This window comes from Pseudomonas sp. BIGb0381 (genome assembly GCF_024809815.1).
Lineage (GTDB): Bacteria > Pseudomonadota > Gammaproteobacteria > Pseudomonadales > Pseudomonadaceae > Aquipseudomonas.
In genome coordinates this window covers 63,711-78,376 of sequence record NZ_JANUEN010000018.1, presented here as the reverse complement: position 1 = coordinate 78,376, position 14,666 = coordinate 63,711, and the positions used below count along the sequence as shown (strand labels likewise).

The 14,666-nt window shown below is 61.3% G+C and carries 11 protein-coding genes and 2 pseudogenes; 6 read left to right on the top strand and 7 right to left on the bottom strand.

Features of this window, described 5'->3' with window-relative positions; all coding sequences use genetic code 11:
- Positions 1–182: 182 nt before the first annotated feature.
- From M2397_RS29140 to M2397_RS29130, 4 genes and pseudogenes are all read right to left on the bottom strand, one after another.
- A complete protein-coding gene (locus M2397_RS29140; protein WP_131698757.1) occupies positions 183–1,004 on the bottom strand; it encodes a DeoR/GlpR family DNA-binding transcription regulator in 822 nt (273 codons plus the stop codon).
- Between the two features lie 91 nt (positions 1,005–1,095).
- Positions 1,096–1,611: pseudogene (locus M2397_RS30635) on the bottom strand (methyl-accepting chemotaxis protein); the annotation flags it as partial.
- 348 nt (positions 1,612–1,959) lie between these two features.
- Positions 1,960–2,883: pseudogene (locus M2397_RS30630) on the bottom strand (cache domain-containing protein); the annotation flags it as partial.
- Between the two features lie 300 nt (positions 2,884–3,183).
- Positions 3,184–4,074, bottom strand: a complete 891-nt coding sequence (locus tag M2397_RS29130) for a bestrophin family protein (RefSeq protein WP_259244928.1) — start codon at positions 4,072–4,074, stop codon at positions 3,184–3,186.
- A gap of 261 nt (positions 4,075–4,335) precedes the next feature.
- Between M2397_RS29130 and M2397_RS29125 the strand changes: the two genes are divergently transcribed.
- Genes M2397_RS29125 through M2397_RS29115 form a run of 3 tightly spaced genes read left to right on the top strand, consistent with a single transcriptional unit; the run spans position 4,336 to position 6,700 of the window.
- Positions 4,336–5,214 (top strand): hypothetical protein, encoded by an 879-nt coding sequence (locus M2397_RS29125; RefSeq protein ID WP_184746027.1) that lies wholly within the window; start codon positions 4,336–4,338, stop codon positions 5,212–5,214.
- Positions 5,199–6,245: a GGDEF domain-containing protein gene (locus M2397_RS29120; protein ID WP_145338763.1), complete on the top strand. Its 1,047-nt coding sequence runs from the start codon at positions 5,199–5,201 to the stop codon at positions 6,243–6,245. The genes M2397_RS29125 and M2397_RS29120 overlap by 16 nt, the downstream gene beginning before the upstream one ends.
- Complete coding sequence (locus M2397_RS29115) at positions 6,242–6,700, top strand: metallophosphoesterase family protein (RefSeq protein WP_145338762.1); 459 nt, start codon at positions 6,242–6,244, stop codon at positions 6,698–6,700. Before M2397_RS29120 ends, M2397_RS29115 begins: the two co-directional genes overlap by 4 nt.
- A gap of 8 nt (positions 6,701–6,708) precedes the next feature.
- On the opposite strand, the gene M2397_RS29110 is transcribed toward M2397_RS29115, so the two are convergent.
- Positions 6,709–7,020: a helix-turn-helix transcriptional regulator gene (locus tag M2397_RS29110; protein ID WP_093546722.1), complete on the bottom strand. Its 312-nt coding sequence runs from the start codon at positions 7,018–7,020 to the stop codon at positions 6,709–6,711.
- A gap of 79 nt (positions 7,021–7,099) precedes the next feature.
- Here M2397_RS29110 and M2397_RS29105 point away from each other — a divergent pair, with 79 nt between their 5' ends.
- Both M2397_RS29105 and M2397_RS29100 read left to right on the top strand, forming a co-directional pair.
- Positions 7,100–8,191 carry an NADH:flavin oxidoreductase/NADH oxidase gene (locus M2397_RS29105; protein WP_145338761.1) on the top strand — a complete coding sequence of 364 codons (1,092 nt, stop codon included), beginning with the start codon at positions 7,100–7,102 and terminating at the stop codon, positions 8,189–8,191.
- Between the two features lie 189 nt (positions 8,192–8,380).
- Positions 8,381–10,507, top strand: a complete 2,127-nt coding sequence (locus M2397_RS29100; protein WP_145338760.1) for a TonB-dependent siderophore receptor — start codon at positions 8,381–8,383, stop codon at positions 10,505–10,507.
- 122 nt (positions 10,508–10,629) lie between these two features.
- Here the strand turns inward: M2397_RS29100 and M2397_RS29095 are convergent, their stop codons facing one another.
- Positions 10,630–11,352 (bottom strand): FadR/GntR family transcriptional regulator, encoded by a 723-nt coding sequence (locus tag M2397_RS29095; RefSeq protein ID WP_065926379.1) that lies wholly within the window; start codon positions 11,350–11,352, stop codon positions 10,630–10,632.
- 48 nt (positions 11,353–11,400) lie between these two features.
- Positions 11,401–13,137: an IlvD/Edd family dehydratase gene (locus M2397_RS29090; protein ID WP_027603618.1), complete on the bottom strand. Its 1,737-nt coding sequence runs from the start codon at positions 13,135–13,137 to the stop codon at positions 11,401–11,403.
- A 193-nt stretch (positions 13,138–13,330) separates the two neighbouring features.
- Here M2397_RS29090 and M2397_RS29085 point away from each other — a divergent pair, with 193 nt between their 5' ends.
- The gene (locus tag M2397_RS29085; RefSeq protein ID WP_259244926.1) at positions 13,331–14,653 is read left to right on the top strand and encodes an MFS transporter; all 1,323 of its coding nucleotides are present in this window, start codon (positions 13,331–13,333) and stop codon (positions 14,651–14,653) included.
- Positions 14,654–14,666 lie beyond the last annotated feature (13 nt).

Below are 14,666 nucleotides of genomic sequence, written 5' to 3'. Positions count from 1 at the left end.
CTCCCACAGGGATCAGCGGTGCCCACGAGATCTATAGCCGAGCAACTTCCCACCTGCCAACCGAGCTCAAATGTGGGAGGGGGCTCGCCCCCGATTGCGGTGTGTCAGCCAAGACACCTGTCACCAGTGCCACCGCCATCGAAGCCTAGCTAAAGCTCGACCTCTCCCACACAGGAAGGGCATCACGCCGGCAACGGATCACCCGGCAGCATCAATTCAATCCCGCGCTTGCGGATGCCATCTGCCGCCGCCGGGGCCAGGGCGTCGTCGCTGATGATCACGTCGAACGGTTCGAGCCCGGCGATGCGGTACATGCTGAAGGTGCCGTATTTGGAACTGCTCGCCACCAGCACGACCTGGGACGCCGATTGCATCGCCACTTGCTTGACCTCGACTTTCAGCGCCGAGGGGGTGGTGATACCTCGGTGCAAATCCCAGGAGCTGGTTGACACAAAGGCGATGTCCGTCACCACCTGGCGCAGGGTCGCCACGGCCAGCCCGCCGACGGAAGAATGGTTGTCATGGTCCAGTTGGCCGCCGGTGTGGATCACCGTGACCTGCGTCGCATCCATAAGGGCCTGCACGATCCCGAAGTCGTTGGTGACCACCGTCATGCCCGACAGCGCCTTGATATAAGGGACAATCTCCAGGGTGCTGGTGCCGGCATCCAGGTACACCGTCATGTCCGCGTGCAGCAATCGCGCCGCCAGTCGCGCCATCGCCTGTTTTTGCGGCAACTCCACCACGGCTTTGGATTGATGGCTGGGTTCGCTGTGCAACTGGCTGGCGATCCGGACCCCCCCGGTGACGGAGTACGCCCGGCCTTCCTGCTCCAGCAGTGCAATATCGCGGCGCACGGTCATGTGCGAGCAGTCGAACATCTCCATCAACTGGTGCACGCTCATCACTTGATGCTTGCGCAATTGCCGCAGGATTTGTTCGCGACGCTGCTCGGGAATCATCGGGGTGCTGCTGTCGGCGGCCGTGTCCTTGGGGTTGGGCATTAAGGCTCCGGGATGGTTAGGTAAGATGCGGGGAGTGCGTGGCTATAGTAGCCAATACACGCCCCCGCAAGCGACCCCGGTGTAACAACGGTCAGAACTTGAAGCGGCCCACCAACCCCTTGAGCTGACCGGAAATATCCGTCAACCGACCTGATCCGGTCTGCGCCGAGTGGGCAAAGCCTTCGACCAGTTGCGCATCGGCATGGATCTGCGCGATGTGGCGGTTGATCTCCTCGGCTACCTGGTGCTGTTCTTCAGCGGCCGTGGCGATCTGGGTGTTCTGGTCGCGGATCGAGTCCACCGAGCCTTGGATCTTGTCGAAGCTGTCGCGGGCCTGCTGGATGCGTTCCACGCTGGTGTGGGACACCAGCAGGCTGCCCTGCATCTGCTGGGTGACTTCCTGGGTGCGGCGGGCGAGGTTGCCCAGCAGGCTGTCGATTTCACCGGTGGAGTCGGCGGTGCGGCGTGCCAGGGCGCGGACTTCGTCGGCCACCACTGCAAAGCCTCGGCCCTGGTCACCGGCGCGCGCGGCTTCAATCGCCGCGTTGAGCGCCAGCAGGTTGGTCTGTTCGGCGATCGAGCGGATGGTGTCGAGGATGGTGTTGATGTTTTGGCTGTCCTGCTCCAGCAACTGCATGGTCTGGGTCGACTTTTGCAGGTCTTCGCTGAGCTTGAGCACGCTGCCGGTGGCTTCGCCGATATGCTGCTGGCCATTGTGCACGTCGCGGTAGCCTTCGTCGGCACTCGCGGCGGCGGCGCTGCAGGAGCGCGCGACTTCGTTGGCGGTGGCCACCATTTCGTTGAACGCGGTGCTCACCAGCTCCACGGCTTCACGCTGGCGACCGGCGGCCTGGTTCATGTTGTTGGCGACTTCGCTGGTGTCGGCGGCGGCGGTTTGCAGGTCGGAAGAGGCGTTGCCGATGCGCTGCACCAGTTGCGCGATCATGCTCAGGAACTGGTTGAACCAGCCGGCCAGGCTGGCGGTTTCGTCCTTGCCTTGCACCTTGAGTTGGCGCGTCAGGTCGCCTTCGCCTTCGGCAATCTCCTGCAGGCCGTCGGCCACCCCGCGAATCGGGCGCACGATCATGCTGGCAAAGCTGGCGCCGACAATCGCGAACACCACGGCCAGGGCGGCGGCAATCGCGGCGATCAACCAGGTGAGGCGGGTGGCGCCGGCCATGACTTCATCGCGCTTGATCAGGCCGATAAAGCGCCAGCCCAGATCCTTGGAGCTGACCACGTTGGCCATGTAGGCCACGCCGTCGATGTCGATTTGGGTCACGCCGTCGCCGCGCTTGGCCAGTTCGGCGTAGTTGGGGCCCAGGTCGGCCATCGGCTTGAAGTTGTGCTGGGCGTCGCTGGGGTCCACCAGCACATTGCCGTTGGCTTCCACCAGCATCAGGTAACCGCTGTCGCCCAGCTTGATGTTGCGCACCAGCTCGGTGAGCTGCTTGAGCGACACGTCCAGGCCGACCACGCCGAGGATGTTGCCGGTAGCGTCGGCGACGGTGTGCACGGTGCCGATCAGCACCACGTCGTCCGGTGCCCAGTAATAAGCGCCCGTGCGCACGGTGGCGCCCGGCGCGGCGATGGCGGCCTTGTACCAGGGGCGTACGCGCGGGTCGTAGTTGTTCAGTTTGGTGTCGTCAGGCCAGCTGGCATAACCGCCGTCGGCGAGGCCCAAAGACAAGTAGGCGGTGCTCGGGTGGCTTTTGGCGAACTGATCGAAAATCGCCAGCAGGTCTTTGTTGGTCTGGGTCAGGGGGATTTGCGCGGCGTCGGCGCCGGCGTAGCTCTTGAGGTCCTTGGCCGCGACAACGCGCGGGTCCTTGGCCACGAAGTCGACGTTCTGGCTGATGCCATCGAAAAACTGCTTCATGCCGTTGTCGATCTGACGGATCTCGCGACCGCTGCTGTCGAGGAAATTGGCCAGGGCCCCCTCGCGCAAGTTCAGCACAACCATAACGGCCACCAGGATGACTGGCAGGCACGCGATAGCGGCAAACGCCCAGGTCAACTTTTGCTTGATATTCATGACTTCACCCGCGGGTATTTATATTTTTGGCAAGGAGAAAACAGTGGCGTCGAGCGTCGCATGTGTTGTTTTGAGGGGATGTAGCCCATGCGTACTCCCTTTGTATCGACTGCGGGAGCACGCACTTTAGGCCGAAGGGCATGTTTATCCGATGCGCTCGCCACCCAGCGCATCACGCTGCATCGACTGCAGGTTTTTCTCGATGGTTTCGCAGATGGCTTCCATCTGGATCTGGTGTTCGCTGGAGCGGAACGGACTTTGCAGGTCGGTGCCGATACGCTCGATGGCCAGCAGCATAAAGCCCACAACGGTGGACGCCAGCGGGGTGAACCAGCCCAGGGATTCCACCAGGCCCACGGGCACGATCAGGCAGAACAGCGAGATAAACAGGCGTGGGAAATACACGTAAGGGTAGGGCAGTGGCGTGTTGGCGATCCGCTCCATGCCGCCCTGGGCGTTGGACAAATCCACCAGAGTCGACTCCAGCCGCGCCAGGCGAATGCTGTCCAGGTGCCCGGCCTTGTATTCCTTGGCCAGCAACGCCGCCGAGCCGGTGAGGATGTCATTGGCGAAATTATTGGTGGCACCGTTGCGGGCGAATTCCTCGGAGGGGATAAAGGCGCGTACTTCATCAGGGCACGGTTCGCCCTTGAGGTGTGCGGCCAGGCAATTCACATACGCCACATGGCGGCGCAGCAGGGTGGCCTTGACCGGGTTCACTTCGCCGTCGGGATCGTCCAGCAGGGTTAATACCTGCCGGGCGAAGCTGCGGGAATTGTTGACCATCGCCCCCCACAGCGTGCGTGCCTCCCACCAGCGGTTATAGGCGCTGCTGTTGCGAAAGCTGATGAGCACGATCAGTGCCGAGCCCAGCAGGGTGAGGGGCATCAGCGGCAAGTTGATCTTGGCGGTGAGGAACAGCATGAAGTCTACGGTGACGGCGACGTCCCACAGCAACAGCCAGAACAGCGACCAGCCCACATAGCCCATGGTCTTGATGATCAGGCGGTACTTTTTGATGATGGCGGCTTTCAAACGACAACCTCGCGGCGAGCGGTAAGCAACAGTGCCTTAGCTCGGACGTCGGCTTGCAGGGAAGGTTCGCAGCGCTGACTGAAACGGTTAAGCCGCCTGAGTTTTCTGGAACAATTTTGGTAGCGACGATGTCCCCTGAACTAATCACGATAGATTGCGCTCAAGGCGAAACGCCATTATCGGTGCTGCAATTGAGATCAGTGAATCCAAGTTGGTTGATCAGGGCTCTTTCTCATGTGCAGTGGTTCGTTGAAGTTGGCGATGGAACAGTCGGCGCGGGCGTTTGAGCGCCATGTGGATTTTGAAGCGTGTATTCGTACCCATTATTCGATTTTGTTGGAGTCCTATTCAAAAAGACCGTTTTTCTATAAGACCGCACTGAAGTTCAGTCGCTTGATGGTGTCCTTTACGTTATTGAGCACGTATTTCTCCAAGCCGGTGCCATTACTGTCCGAGGTGAAAGAGTTTTGTATGGCGCGTGGGTTTTGTTCCAGGAACAGCCTGGAGTCGATCTTCCTGCTGTTCAGGGCGTTGGGGTTCATGACGGTGTCGAGGCATGCGGATGACAGCCGTTTGCGGGTATTCAGCCCGTCATCCCAAGCCTGCGAGGAGATCCGGCTGATGCTCACGTCCGTGGTCGAGCCGCTGGGCGTGATGTGCCCGCAAACCGCGGTTTGCAGCTCAATGAACGGGTTGGATGATCGCGCTTACCTGGCACGTTATTTCAAAGGGTTTTCGGTCCTTCTGTCCCATAACGTGACCATTGACCTGTTGATGCCTGATTGTTATTGGCTGGTAAAGCGCGATGCCGGGCATATGTTGATGCTGGCGATCTATAACGATGCGTGTGCGCTGGATAACCAGGGGGCAAGCTTCAGGACTTCGTCCTACCTTTCCATCGCAGAGCAACTCTCGGTGTCCAAGACCCACGTTATTCGCTTGGTGCAAGAGGGGGCCGACCGGGGCTATTTCAAGATTCACTCCAAGACACTGCTTGAAGTCCTGCCACCTTTTATGGTGTTGGTAAGACGCTTCATGGCGTATTCGTTTGCGACCTGTCTGCACAGTCTTCAACTAAGTCATGCCGATAACAAAGCGGCCACTCATACACAGGGAGTGACGGGATGCCGGCTAATGTGAAACTCAGGCCACGAATGCAAAGGCTGTTGTCGCCCGCCATTGCCCAGGCCGAACTGATCGGGATTTTCGCCTGGCTGGCGGTGTTGCTGGTTGATCGCGGGGGGAGGTTCGGCTGGCCGGTCGTGCTGGTCACGATGGGGCTGTGCGTGGTGTATAGGGTTCACCGGGCGGTGACTCAGTATGTGCTGTGGCGGGCACTGGGCGTGGCCTACATGGTGCTGCTGTCCGCGGGTTTTGCCTATGTGGTTCACACCCGTCCCGAGCTGCAGGTATTCGCCTTGCCGCTGGCCGTGACCTTGGTGATGAGCAGCGCAATCCTGTTTATCGTGGTTCAGGACTTTCTGGTCTGCGCCGCCTTGGTCTGGTTACTGACGTGGCCCAGCATTCAGATGAGCCTTTACGAAGGCGTCGATATCTACGTGTTTATCTTTTGCGCCTCGTCGGTGGCGATCGGCTTTATCTTGAATGTCTACTACCTGAAGAACCTGCGTTCCGTGTTACTGGTGGAGAGTGAGTTTCGGGAGTTGGCCGAGACCGATTACTTGACCTCCATCCTGAATCGGCGGGCCTTTATGGAGAGCTTCGCCAAACTGATTGCGGCCGGTGATACCGGCTACTTCATGATGCTGGATATCGACAGTTTCAAATTGAAGAATGACCAGTTCGGCCATGACGTCGGCGACAGGATTCTCTGCGCCATGGCCGCGTGCCTTAAATCCACCCCGGGCAGCCACAGTTTCGGCAGGATTGGCGGCGAAGAATTCGGGGTGCTGCTGGTGGGCGATGACCTTGGTCTCGCCACCGATTACGCGCTGCGCCTGCTGCAAGCGATCCGCAGCAGTGTCGCGCCGCCCCATGACTACACCTGCAGTGCGGGCATGACACATTTCACGGTCGGGGCCGATATGTCAGCGGTTCTCAAGCGTGCCGACCGCAACCTCTACACCGCCAAGGGCAACGGCAAGGACCGCGTGTATCTGGATGGCGCGCCGGTGTCCCACGGTTCGATGTCCACCCCGGAGGCCCTATGAAAGTTGGCGTGATTTCCGATACCCATGGCCTGCTGCGGCCTGAAGCCGTGGCGGCGTTGCAGGGATGTGAACAGATCATCCATGCCGGTGATATCGGCAGCCCTGAGATTCTTCAGCAATTGGCACAGATCGCGCCCCTGCACGTGGTGCGCGGCAACAACGACCAGGACGCGCCGTGGGCACAGCAGGTGCCCGACTATCTGATGCTGGATGTGGGTGGATGGCGGACGCTGGTGGTGCATGACATCGCCGACGTACCTGCATTACTCGATACGCCTACGCGGCTGGTGATCACCGGCCATTCGCACAAGCCCCTGATCGAATGGCGGGGCGCAACGCTGTATGTGAACCCCGGCAGTGCAGGGCGGCGGCGCTTCACGTTGCCGGTGACGTTGGCGGTGCTGGAGGTGCGGGAGATGACGATCGAGTCGCGGCTGATCGCGCTGCTGGACTGATCCGGGTTTTATTGTTGCGCCAGGATGCTCTGCAACAACCCCGGAAACCGTTCCTCAAGCACATCGCCGCGCAATGAATTCATATGGGTGGTGCCCACGCTGCGGGTGTGTACCAGGCCGGCATCGCGCAGGACCCGGAAGTGGTGAGACATACTGGACTTGGGGCGCCCGCCGTCCAGTTCGCCGCAGGTGGCTTCGGGCACACCGGCCAGGCAGCGCACGATTTCCAGGCGCACCGGGTCACTCAGGGCGTACAGCAGACGCTCGAGGGTCAGGTCTTCAAGGGGAGGGTGTTTAAAGGCTCGCATGAAACGAATCATAACAGGGGGGTATCATCGAATACCATAGTTCGATTACCATCGAACTATCGAATCAAATCACTCGCTCCCGGAGTTCTCAATGTCCGCTTTGTTCGAACCGTTCAAACTCAAAGACGTCACCCTGCGCAATCGCATCGCCATCCCGCCCATGTGCCAATACATGGCCGAGGACGGCATCGTCAACGACTGGCACCTCGTGCACCTGGCCGGTATGGCGCGTGGCGGCGCCGGTTTGCTGGTGGTCGAAGCCACCGCTGTAGCGCCTGAGGGGCGCATCACCCCAGGTTGCGCCGGTATCTGGAGCGACGCCCACGCCGCAGCGTTCGTGCCCATGGTCAAGGCCATCAAGGCCGCCGGCTCGGTGCCAGGCATCCAGATCGGTCACGCCGGTCGCAAAGCCAGCGCCAACCGCCCGTGGGAAGGGGACGACCATATGCCTGCCTCCGATGCGCGCAGCTGGGAAACCATCGCGCCGTCGGCCATCGCCTTCGGTGCCAACCTGCCGCAAGTACCACGCGCCATGACCCTGGACGACATCGCTCGGGTCAAGCAGGACTTCGTCGACGCCGCCCGCCGTGCCCGCGACGCCGGTTTCGAGTGGATCGAACTGCACTTCGCCCATGGCTACCTGGGCCAGAGCTTCTTCTCCGAGCATTCCAACCAGCGCACCGACGCCTACGGTGGCAGCTTCGACAACCGCAGCCGTTTCCTCCTGGAAACCCTGGCCGCCGTGCGCGAAGTCTGGCCAGAGAACCTGCCGCTGACCGCGCGTTTTGGCGTGATCGAATACGACGGCCGTGACGAGCAGACCCTCACCGAATCCATCGAACTGGCCCGCAACTTCAAGGCTGGCGGCCTGGACCTGCTGAGCGTCAGCGTCGGTTTTACCATCCCCGACACCAATATCCCGTGGGGCCCGGCCTTCATGGGCCCGATCGCCGAGCGCGTGCGCCGCGAAGCCGGCATCCCGGTGACCTCGGCCTGGGGCTTTGGCACGCCGCAACTGGCAGAAGGCGCGTTGCAGTCTGGGCACCTGGACCTGGTCTCGGTCGGTCGTGCGCACCTGGCGGACCCGCATTGGGCGTACTTCGCTGCCAAGGAGCTGGGCGTGGAGAAATCCTCCTGGACCTTGCCGGCGCCTTACGCCCATTGGCTGGAGCGCTATCGCTAAGGTAAGCCAGGCAGTCTATAGGCCACTCAATTGAGTGGCTTTTTTTCGTCTCGGTATTGATACAAAACGGATACTCAAAAAACAACGAATGAGAATAGATGTCAAACGAGAATTCATTGATATATCATGCGCCGCGAATTCTTGGCAGGTTTGCCGCCCCTTCTGGCTCTTTCACTAGGTTCAACATCCATGCGTCGTACCTTGATTTCCCTCTGTGTGCTTCAGGCGTTTTCGCCTTTTACCTGGGCAGAGGTTGTCCCTGCCGACAAGGCCAGTCTTGAGCTGCAGGCCACCAATGTCACGGGCGAGGCGGACTACGAGACGGCGCAAGGGCCGGTCAAGGGCTACCACGCCACACGTTCGGCGAGTGCGACGCGCACCGACACCTCGATTCATGAAACCCCGCAGTCCATCAGCGTCGTGTCCAAGGATGTGGTCGAAGATATCGGCGCCACCCGCTTGCAGGACGCACTGGACTACGCCGGCGGCGTGGGCCGCGCCAACAATTTCGGCGGACAGGGGCTCACCACCTTCACCGTACGTGGCTTCACCACCGGCGAGTTCTACCGCAACGGTTTCCCGATCAACCGTGGCTACCCGAACATGCCGGATGCCAACACCATCGAACGCCTCGAAGTGCTGCGCGGTCCGGCAACCATGCTGTATGGCCGTGGCGATCCCGGCGGCACCTTCAACGTGGTCTCCAAGCAACCGCTGGCCGAGCCGACCGTGACCCTCGGCAGCCAACTGGATGACCAAGGCATGCAACGCGCCACCCTTGACGCCTCCGGCCCGCTGGACGAACAGGGTCGCCTGGCCTATCGCCTGAACGTGGTGGGCGAGGGCGGTGACACCTTCCGTGATCATGTCGAAACCGAACGCTACGGCGTGACGCCGGTGATCACCTGGCAGGCCAGCGATGACACCAAGGTGATCTTCGAAGGCGATTTCATGCGCAACAACCACCCGCTGGACCGTGGCCTGACGCGCTACCCCAATCAAAAAGGCACCGCCTCGCGCGATACGTTCTGGGGTGAAAAAGACGTCGGCAAACTGCACAACGACAACAGCATGGCCCAGCTGCGTTTCGAGCACCTGCTCAATGACAGCTGGACCCTGGGCGGTGGTTTCCAGTGGCTGGACGGCACCTTGCAAGGCAATGCCATTGAAGCCAACAGCCTGGGCGCCGACGGTCGTACCCTGAGCCGCAACTTCAACTACCGCAAGCTGGAGTGGACCGATAAAGACACCCAGCTCAACCTCACCGGGCATTTCTCCACCGGCGGTTTCGACCACACCTTGCTTACCGGCGTCGAGTTCGAAGACTACGACTACAAGTCGATTATCCAGCGTTCCAGCGGCTTGGCGGGTAGCTATCCCATCGACATCTTCAACCCGGTCTACGGCCAGGCGCGCCCGAACCTCACACGCACTCCGACCCACGACAAGGAAAACCTCAAGACCTACGCTGCTTTTGTCCAGGACCAGGTGGCCCTGACCGAGCGTTTGAAAGTCCTTGCCGGCGCACGCTTCGAGCGCTTTGAACACGACTACCACACCTACGTGCCGGGCGGTAAAAGCTGGGAAGCCAGCGACAACGCCGTCACCCCACGCGTCGGCGTGATCTACGACCTCACCGACACCGTCGCGGTCTACGCTGACGCCGCGCGTTCGTTCAAGCCCAACACCGGCGCCAGTCGCCAGGGCGGTGGTTTTGAACCGGAGAAAGGCAAATCCTACGAGATGGGCATCAAGTGGGAAGCCCTGGACCGTCAACTCAGCGTCGACGCCGCGATCTACCAGATCGAGAAGAAAAACGTGCTCACCACCGACCCTCTCGACTCAACCTTCAGCGTCGCCGCCGGCCAGGTCCGCAGCCGTGGTTTCGACTTGAACGTGGCGGGCAACCTCACCCCCGAGTGGCGTGTGATCGGCGGCTATGCCTACGTGGACGCCGAAGTGACCAAGGACAACACCCTGCGCACCGGCACGCGTTTGCTGAACATCCCGCGCAATAGCTTCAGCCTGCTCAACGTCTACGAATTCCAGGACGGCGCCCTCAAGGGCCTGGGCCTGGGCGCGGGTGGCAAGTATGTGGATGAGCGGGCCGGGCAGACTTCCAACAATGCCTTCTCGATGGACGCCTACACCGTGGTCGACCTGCTCAGCTACTACAAGGTCAACGACAAGGTGCGGCTGAACCTGGATGTGAAGAACCTGTTCAATCGCGACTATGAAGAAGGTGCGTTTGGCAACGTATACGCCTACCCAGGCGAACCGCGCACGGTGCAGGTAGGCATCGCCTACACCCTCTAACGGCCTGCACAGTTTCAATGTGGGAGGGGGCTTGCCCCGGTAGCGGCAGACCAGTCGATGTTGCGGTGACTGAACCACCGCTATCGGGGGCAAGCCCCCTCCCACATTTAATTGCGTTTACATTACAACGGCGTGAGCACATTCATCACCGTATCCAACGCCACCCGCGTGTCATCCAACTGCACCAGCGACGCATGCCGCGCGCCAAGGGCGTCGCGGTTCTGGATTGCGGTGAGGATCGCCTTGTGCCGGGGCAGGCTCAGGCCCTGGATGTCCGGGCGGCGGTTGGTGATGTTGATCGACTCGCGCAGCGGCAACGACAGCATGTTGCACATATAGGCGAGCAGGTCGTTGCGGGTGGCGTCGGCAATGGCGCGGTGGAAGTCCAGGTCGGCCTGCAACAGCTGTTCGTGGGTCTGCGCGGTTTCCATGCCCTGGTAGGCTTTTTCGATGGTGGCGATGTCTTCATCGGTGGCGGTGGTCGCCGCCATGGCGGCAATCTCCGGCTCGAGGATGCGCCGCACACCGGCCAGGGTATTGAAGAATTCACTGTGGGGCGTGGACTGCATCAACCAGGACAACACGTCCGGGTCGAGCAGGTGCCATTTCAAGCGCGGCCGCACCACCGCGCCCACCCGTGGCTTGGAATACACCAGGCCCTTGGCGCTGAGCACCCGGGTCGCCTCGCGCAACACCGAACGACTGACCTTGTACTCCTCGCAGAGCGTGGCCTCCATGGGTAACCGTTCTTCGGGCTTGAAGCGACCTGAAACGATGTGCATGCCCAAGTCCTGAACGATCTGGGCATGCATGCTCTTGCGCGGCTTGGGCGGCTGGTGATCCATAACGACAGGGATGCTCTGACTTAAATTCGCGGCATCATAGCATCCCAATTAGTGGGAATGCCGGGGGACTTCAGCCCCACGGCAACCCACCAGGAAGTCAAAGTCGCAACCCTGGTCGGCCTGCAGCACATGGTCGATGTACAACTGGCGGTAGCCGCCGACGATCAGGTTCTGCGGCGGCTTCAGGTCGGCCATGCGCGCCGCCAGCTCTGCGTCGGGGATGTCCAGGTGCAGGCGGCCGTTGGCGCAGTCGAGTTCGATCCAGTCACCTTCCTTCACCGTGGCCAACGGTCCGCCGGCCGCGGCTTCCGGCGCCACATGCAACACAACCGTGCCGTAGGCGGTGCCGCTCATGCGCGCGTCGGAGATCCGCACCATATCGGTCACGCCCTGGGCCAGCAGTTTGGCCGGCAAGCCCATGTTGCCGACTTCGGCCATGCCTGGGTAACCCTTGGGGCCGCAGTTTTTCATGACCAGGATCGAGTTGGCGTCCACGTCCAGTTCCGGGTCGTTGATGCGCGCCTTGTACATGTCGAAGTTCTCGAACACCACCGCACGGCCGCGATGCTGCATCAGCTCGGCGCTGGCCGCCGAAGGCTTGAGCACCGCGCCCAATGGCGCCAGGTTGCCGCGCAGCACGCAGATGCCACCGTCGGCGCGGATCGGGTTGTCGAGGGTGCGGATCACTTCGTCCTGGCCGTAGATCGGCGAGTCCTTGGTGTTTTCGCCCAGGGTCTTGCCGTTGACGGTCAGGGCATTCGGGTGCGGGATCAGGTTGGCTTCACCGAGGCGACGCAACACGGCGGGCAGGCCACCGGCGTAGTAGAACTCTTCCATCAGGAAGCGCCCGGACGGTTGAAGGTCGACGATGGTCGGCATGCCGCGACCGATGCGGGTCCAGTCGTCCAGGTCGAGCTCGACGCCGATGCGCCCGGCGATGGCTTTCAAGTGGATCACGGCGTTGGTCGAACCACCGATGGCGGCGTTCACGCGGATGGCGTTTTCAAACGCTTCCTTGGTGAGGATCTTCGACAGCTTCAAGTCTTCGCGCACCATCTCCACCGCACGCATGCCGGACATATGGGCCAACACATAACGGCGCGCATCCACTGCCGGGATCGCCGCGTTGTGGGGCAGGGAAGTGCCCAGTGCCTCGGCCATGCAGGCCATGGTCGACGCGGTGCCCATGGTGTTGCAGGTGCCCGCCGAACGCGACATGCCGCCTTCGGCCGCGAGGAAATCATCCAGGGTAATGGTGCCGGCCTTGACCTGTTCACTGAGCTGCCACACCACGGTGCCAGAGCCGATGTCCTGGCCCTTGTGCTTGCCGTTGAGCATCGGCCCGCCGGTGACCACGATGGCCGGTACGTCGCAACTGGCGGCGCCCATCAGCAGGGCCGGGGTGGTCTTGTCGCAGCCGGTCAGCAGCACCACACCGTCAATCGGGTTGCCGCGAATGGCTTCCTCCACGTCCATGCTCGCCAGGTTGCGGGTGAGCATGGCGGTGGGGCGTAGGTTGGATTCGCCGTTGGAGAACACCGGGAATTCCACCGGGAAGCCACCGGCCTCGATCACGCCCCGTTTGACGTGCTCGGCGATCTGGCGGAAATGCGCGTTGCACGGGGTCAGCTCCGACCAGGTATTGCAGATACCGATGATCGGCTTGCCATGAAACTGATGGTCGGCAATGCCCTGGTTCTTCATCCAGCTGCGGTACATAAAGCCGTTTTTGTCGGCGGTACCAAACCACTGGGCGGAGCGTAGGCCGGGCTTTTTATCAGACATGATCGATTCTCTTATTGTATGACTATATGTTCTATGCGTGCTTAAACATAAGCGCAAAATCGATGCTTTGGAAGAGTTGTTTTGTAAATAGTCCTACTATATAGTCTGGCTTAACTGAGGTATGACCCTGGCGGATTTTCGCGAGAGGCGTCCCCCGAGCTTCTATAAGAACAACAATCGGAGATCGACCCCCATGAGCCAGGAACTGCGGCTTATTCGGCGCATCACGCTGAAACTGATTCCCTTCCTGATCCTGCTGTACCTGATCGCCTACGTGGACCGTTCCGCCGTGGGTTTTGCCAAGCTGCACATGGGCGCCGACGTCGGTATCGGCGATGCGGCCTATGGCCTGGGCGCGGGATTGTTCTTCATTGGCTACTTCCTCTTCGAGATCCCCAGCAACCTGATGCTCGACCGCTTCGGCGCACGGCGTTGGTTCGCGCGGATCATGATCACCTGGGGCGCGATCACCATCGGCATGGCCTTCGTGCAAGGGCCGCACAGCTTCTATGTGATGCGCTTCCTGCTCGGCGCGGCCGAAGCCGGATTCTTTCCCGGCGTCCTGTACTACATCACCCAATGGTTCCCGGTGCGCCATCGCGGCAAGATCCTCGGGCTGTTCATCCTCTCCCAACCGATTGCGATGATGATCACCGGCCCCGTGTCCGGCGGCCTGCTGGGCATGGACGGCATCCTCGGCCTGCATGGCTGGCAGTGGCTGTTCATCGTGATCGGCACCCCGGCGATCCTGCTGACCTGGCCAGTGCTGCGCTACCTGCCGGATGGCCCCAAGCAGGTCAAATGGATGAGCGACGCGGAAAAAACCTGGCTCACCGATGAATTGGCCAAGGACCTGCAAGCCTACGGCCAGACCCGCCACGGCAACCCGCTGCATGCCCTCAAGGACAAACGCGTGTTGCTGCTGGCGCTGTTCTACCTGCCGGTGACCCTGAGCATTTACGGCCTGGGCCTGTGGTTGCCGACCCTGATCAAACAGTTTGGCGGCACCGACCTGGTCACCGGCTTTATCTCCGCCGTGCCTTACATCTTCGGCATTATCGGCCTGCTGATCATCCCGCGCAGTTCCGACCGCCTGAATGATCGCTACGGCCACCTGGCCGTGCTGTATGTGCTGGGCGCCATCGGCCTGTTTTTCAGCGCCTGGCTGAGTGTGCCGGTGCTGCAAATGGCTGCGCTGTGCCTGGCGGCGTTTGCGCTGTTTTCCTGCACCGCAGTGTTCTGGACCTTGCCGGGGCGCTTTTTTGCCGGCGCCAGTGCGGCGGCGGGCATTGCCTTGATCAACTCGGTGGGCAACCTCGGCGGCTATATCGGTCCGTTCGTGATCGGTGCGCTCAAGGAATACACCGGCAACCTCGCCTCGGGCTTGTACTTCCTGTCCGCGGTCATGGTGTTCGGGCTGGTCTTGACCGGCGTGGTCTACCGCGTGCTGGAGCGCAAGCACGTACTGCCCGCCGATCAATTCGCCGCCAGCGCCCGTGGCGCCACACGTACTTAATCTGGGAGAAGTT

Excerpts from the sequence above, each read along its gene's own strand:
- M2397_RS29140 (WP_131698757.1), bottom strand. The coding sequence starts at position 1,004 with ATGCCCAACCCCAAGGACACGGCCGCCGACAGCAGCACCCCGATGATT.
- M2397_RS29100 (WP_145338760.1), top strand. The coding sequence starts at position 8,381 with ATGCGTCGTACCTTGATTTCCCTCTGTGTGCTTCAGGCGTTTTCGCCT.
- M2397_RS29120 (WP_145338763.1), top strand. The coding sequence starts at position 5,199 with ATGCCGGCTAATGTGAAACTCAGGCCACGAATGCAAAGGCTGTTGTCG.
- M2397_RS29125 (WP_184746027.1), top strand. The coding sequence starts at position 4,336 with ATGGAACAGTCGGCGCGGGCGTTTGAGCGCCATGTGGATTTTGAAGCG.
- M2397_RS29115 (WP_145338762.1), top strand. The coding sequence starts at position 6,242 with ATGAAAGTTGGCGTGATTTCCGATACCCATGGCCTGCTGCGGCCTGAA.
- M2397_RS29090 (WP_027603618.1), bottom strand. The coding sequence starts at position 13,137 with ATGTCTGATAAAAAGCCCGGCCTACGCTCCGCCCAGTGGTTTGGTACC.
- M2397_RS29110 (WP_093546722.1), bottom strand. The coding sequence starts at position 7,020 with ATGATTCGTTTCATGCGAGCCTTTAAACACCCTCCCCTTGAAGACCTG.
- M2397_RS29085 (WP_259244926.1), top strand. The coding sequence starts at position 13,331 with ATGAGCCAGGAACTGCGGCTTATTCGGCGCATCACGCTGAAACTGATT.
- M2397_RS29105 (WP_145338761.1), top strand. The coding sequence starts at position 7,100 with ATGTCCGCTTTGTTCGAACCGTTCAAACTCAAAGACGTCACCCTGCGC.
- M2397_RS29095 (WP_065926379.1), bottom strand. The coding sequence starts at position 11,352 with ATGGATCACCAGCCGCCCAAGCCGCGCAAGAGCATGCATGCCCAGATC.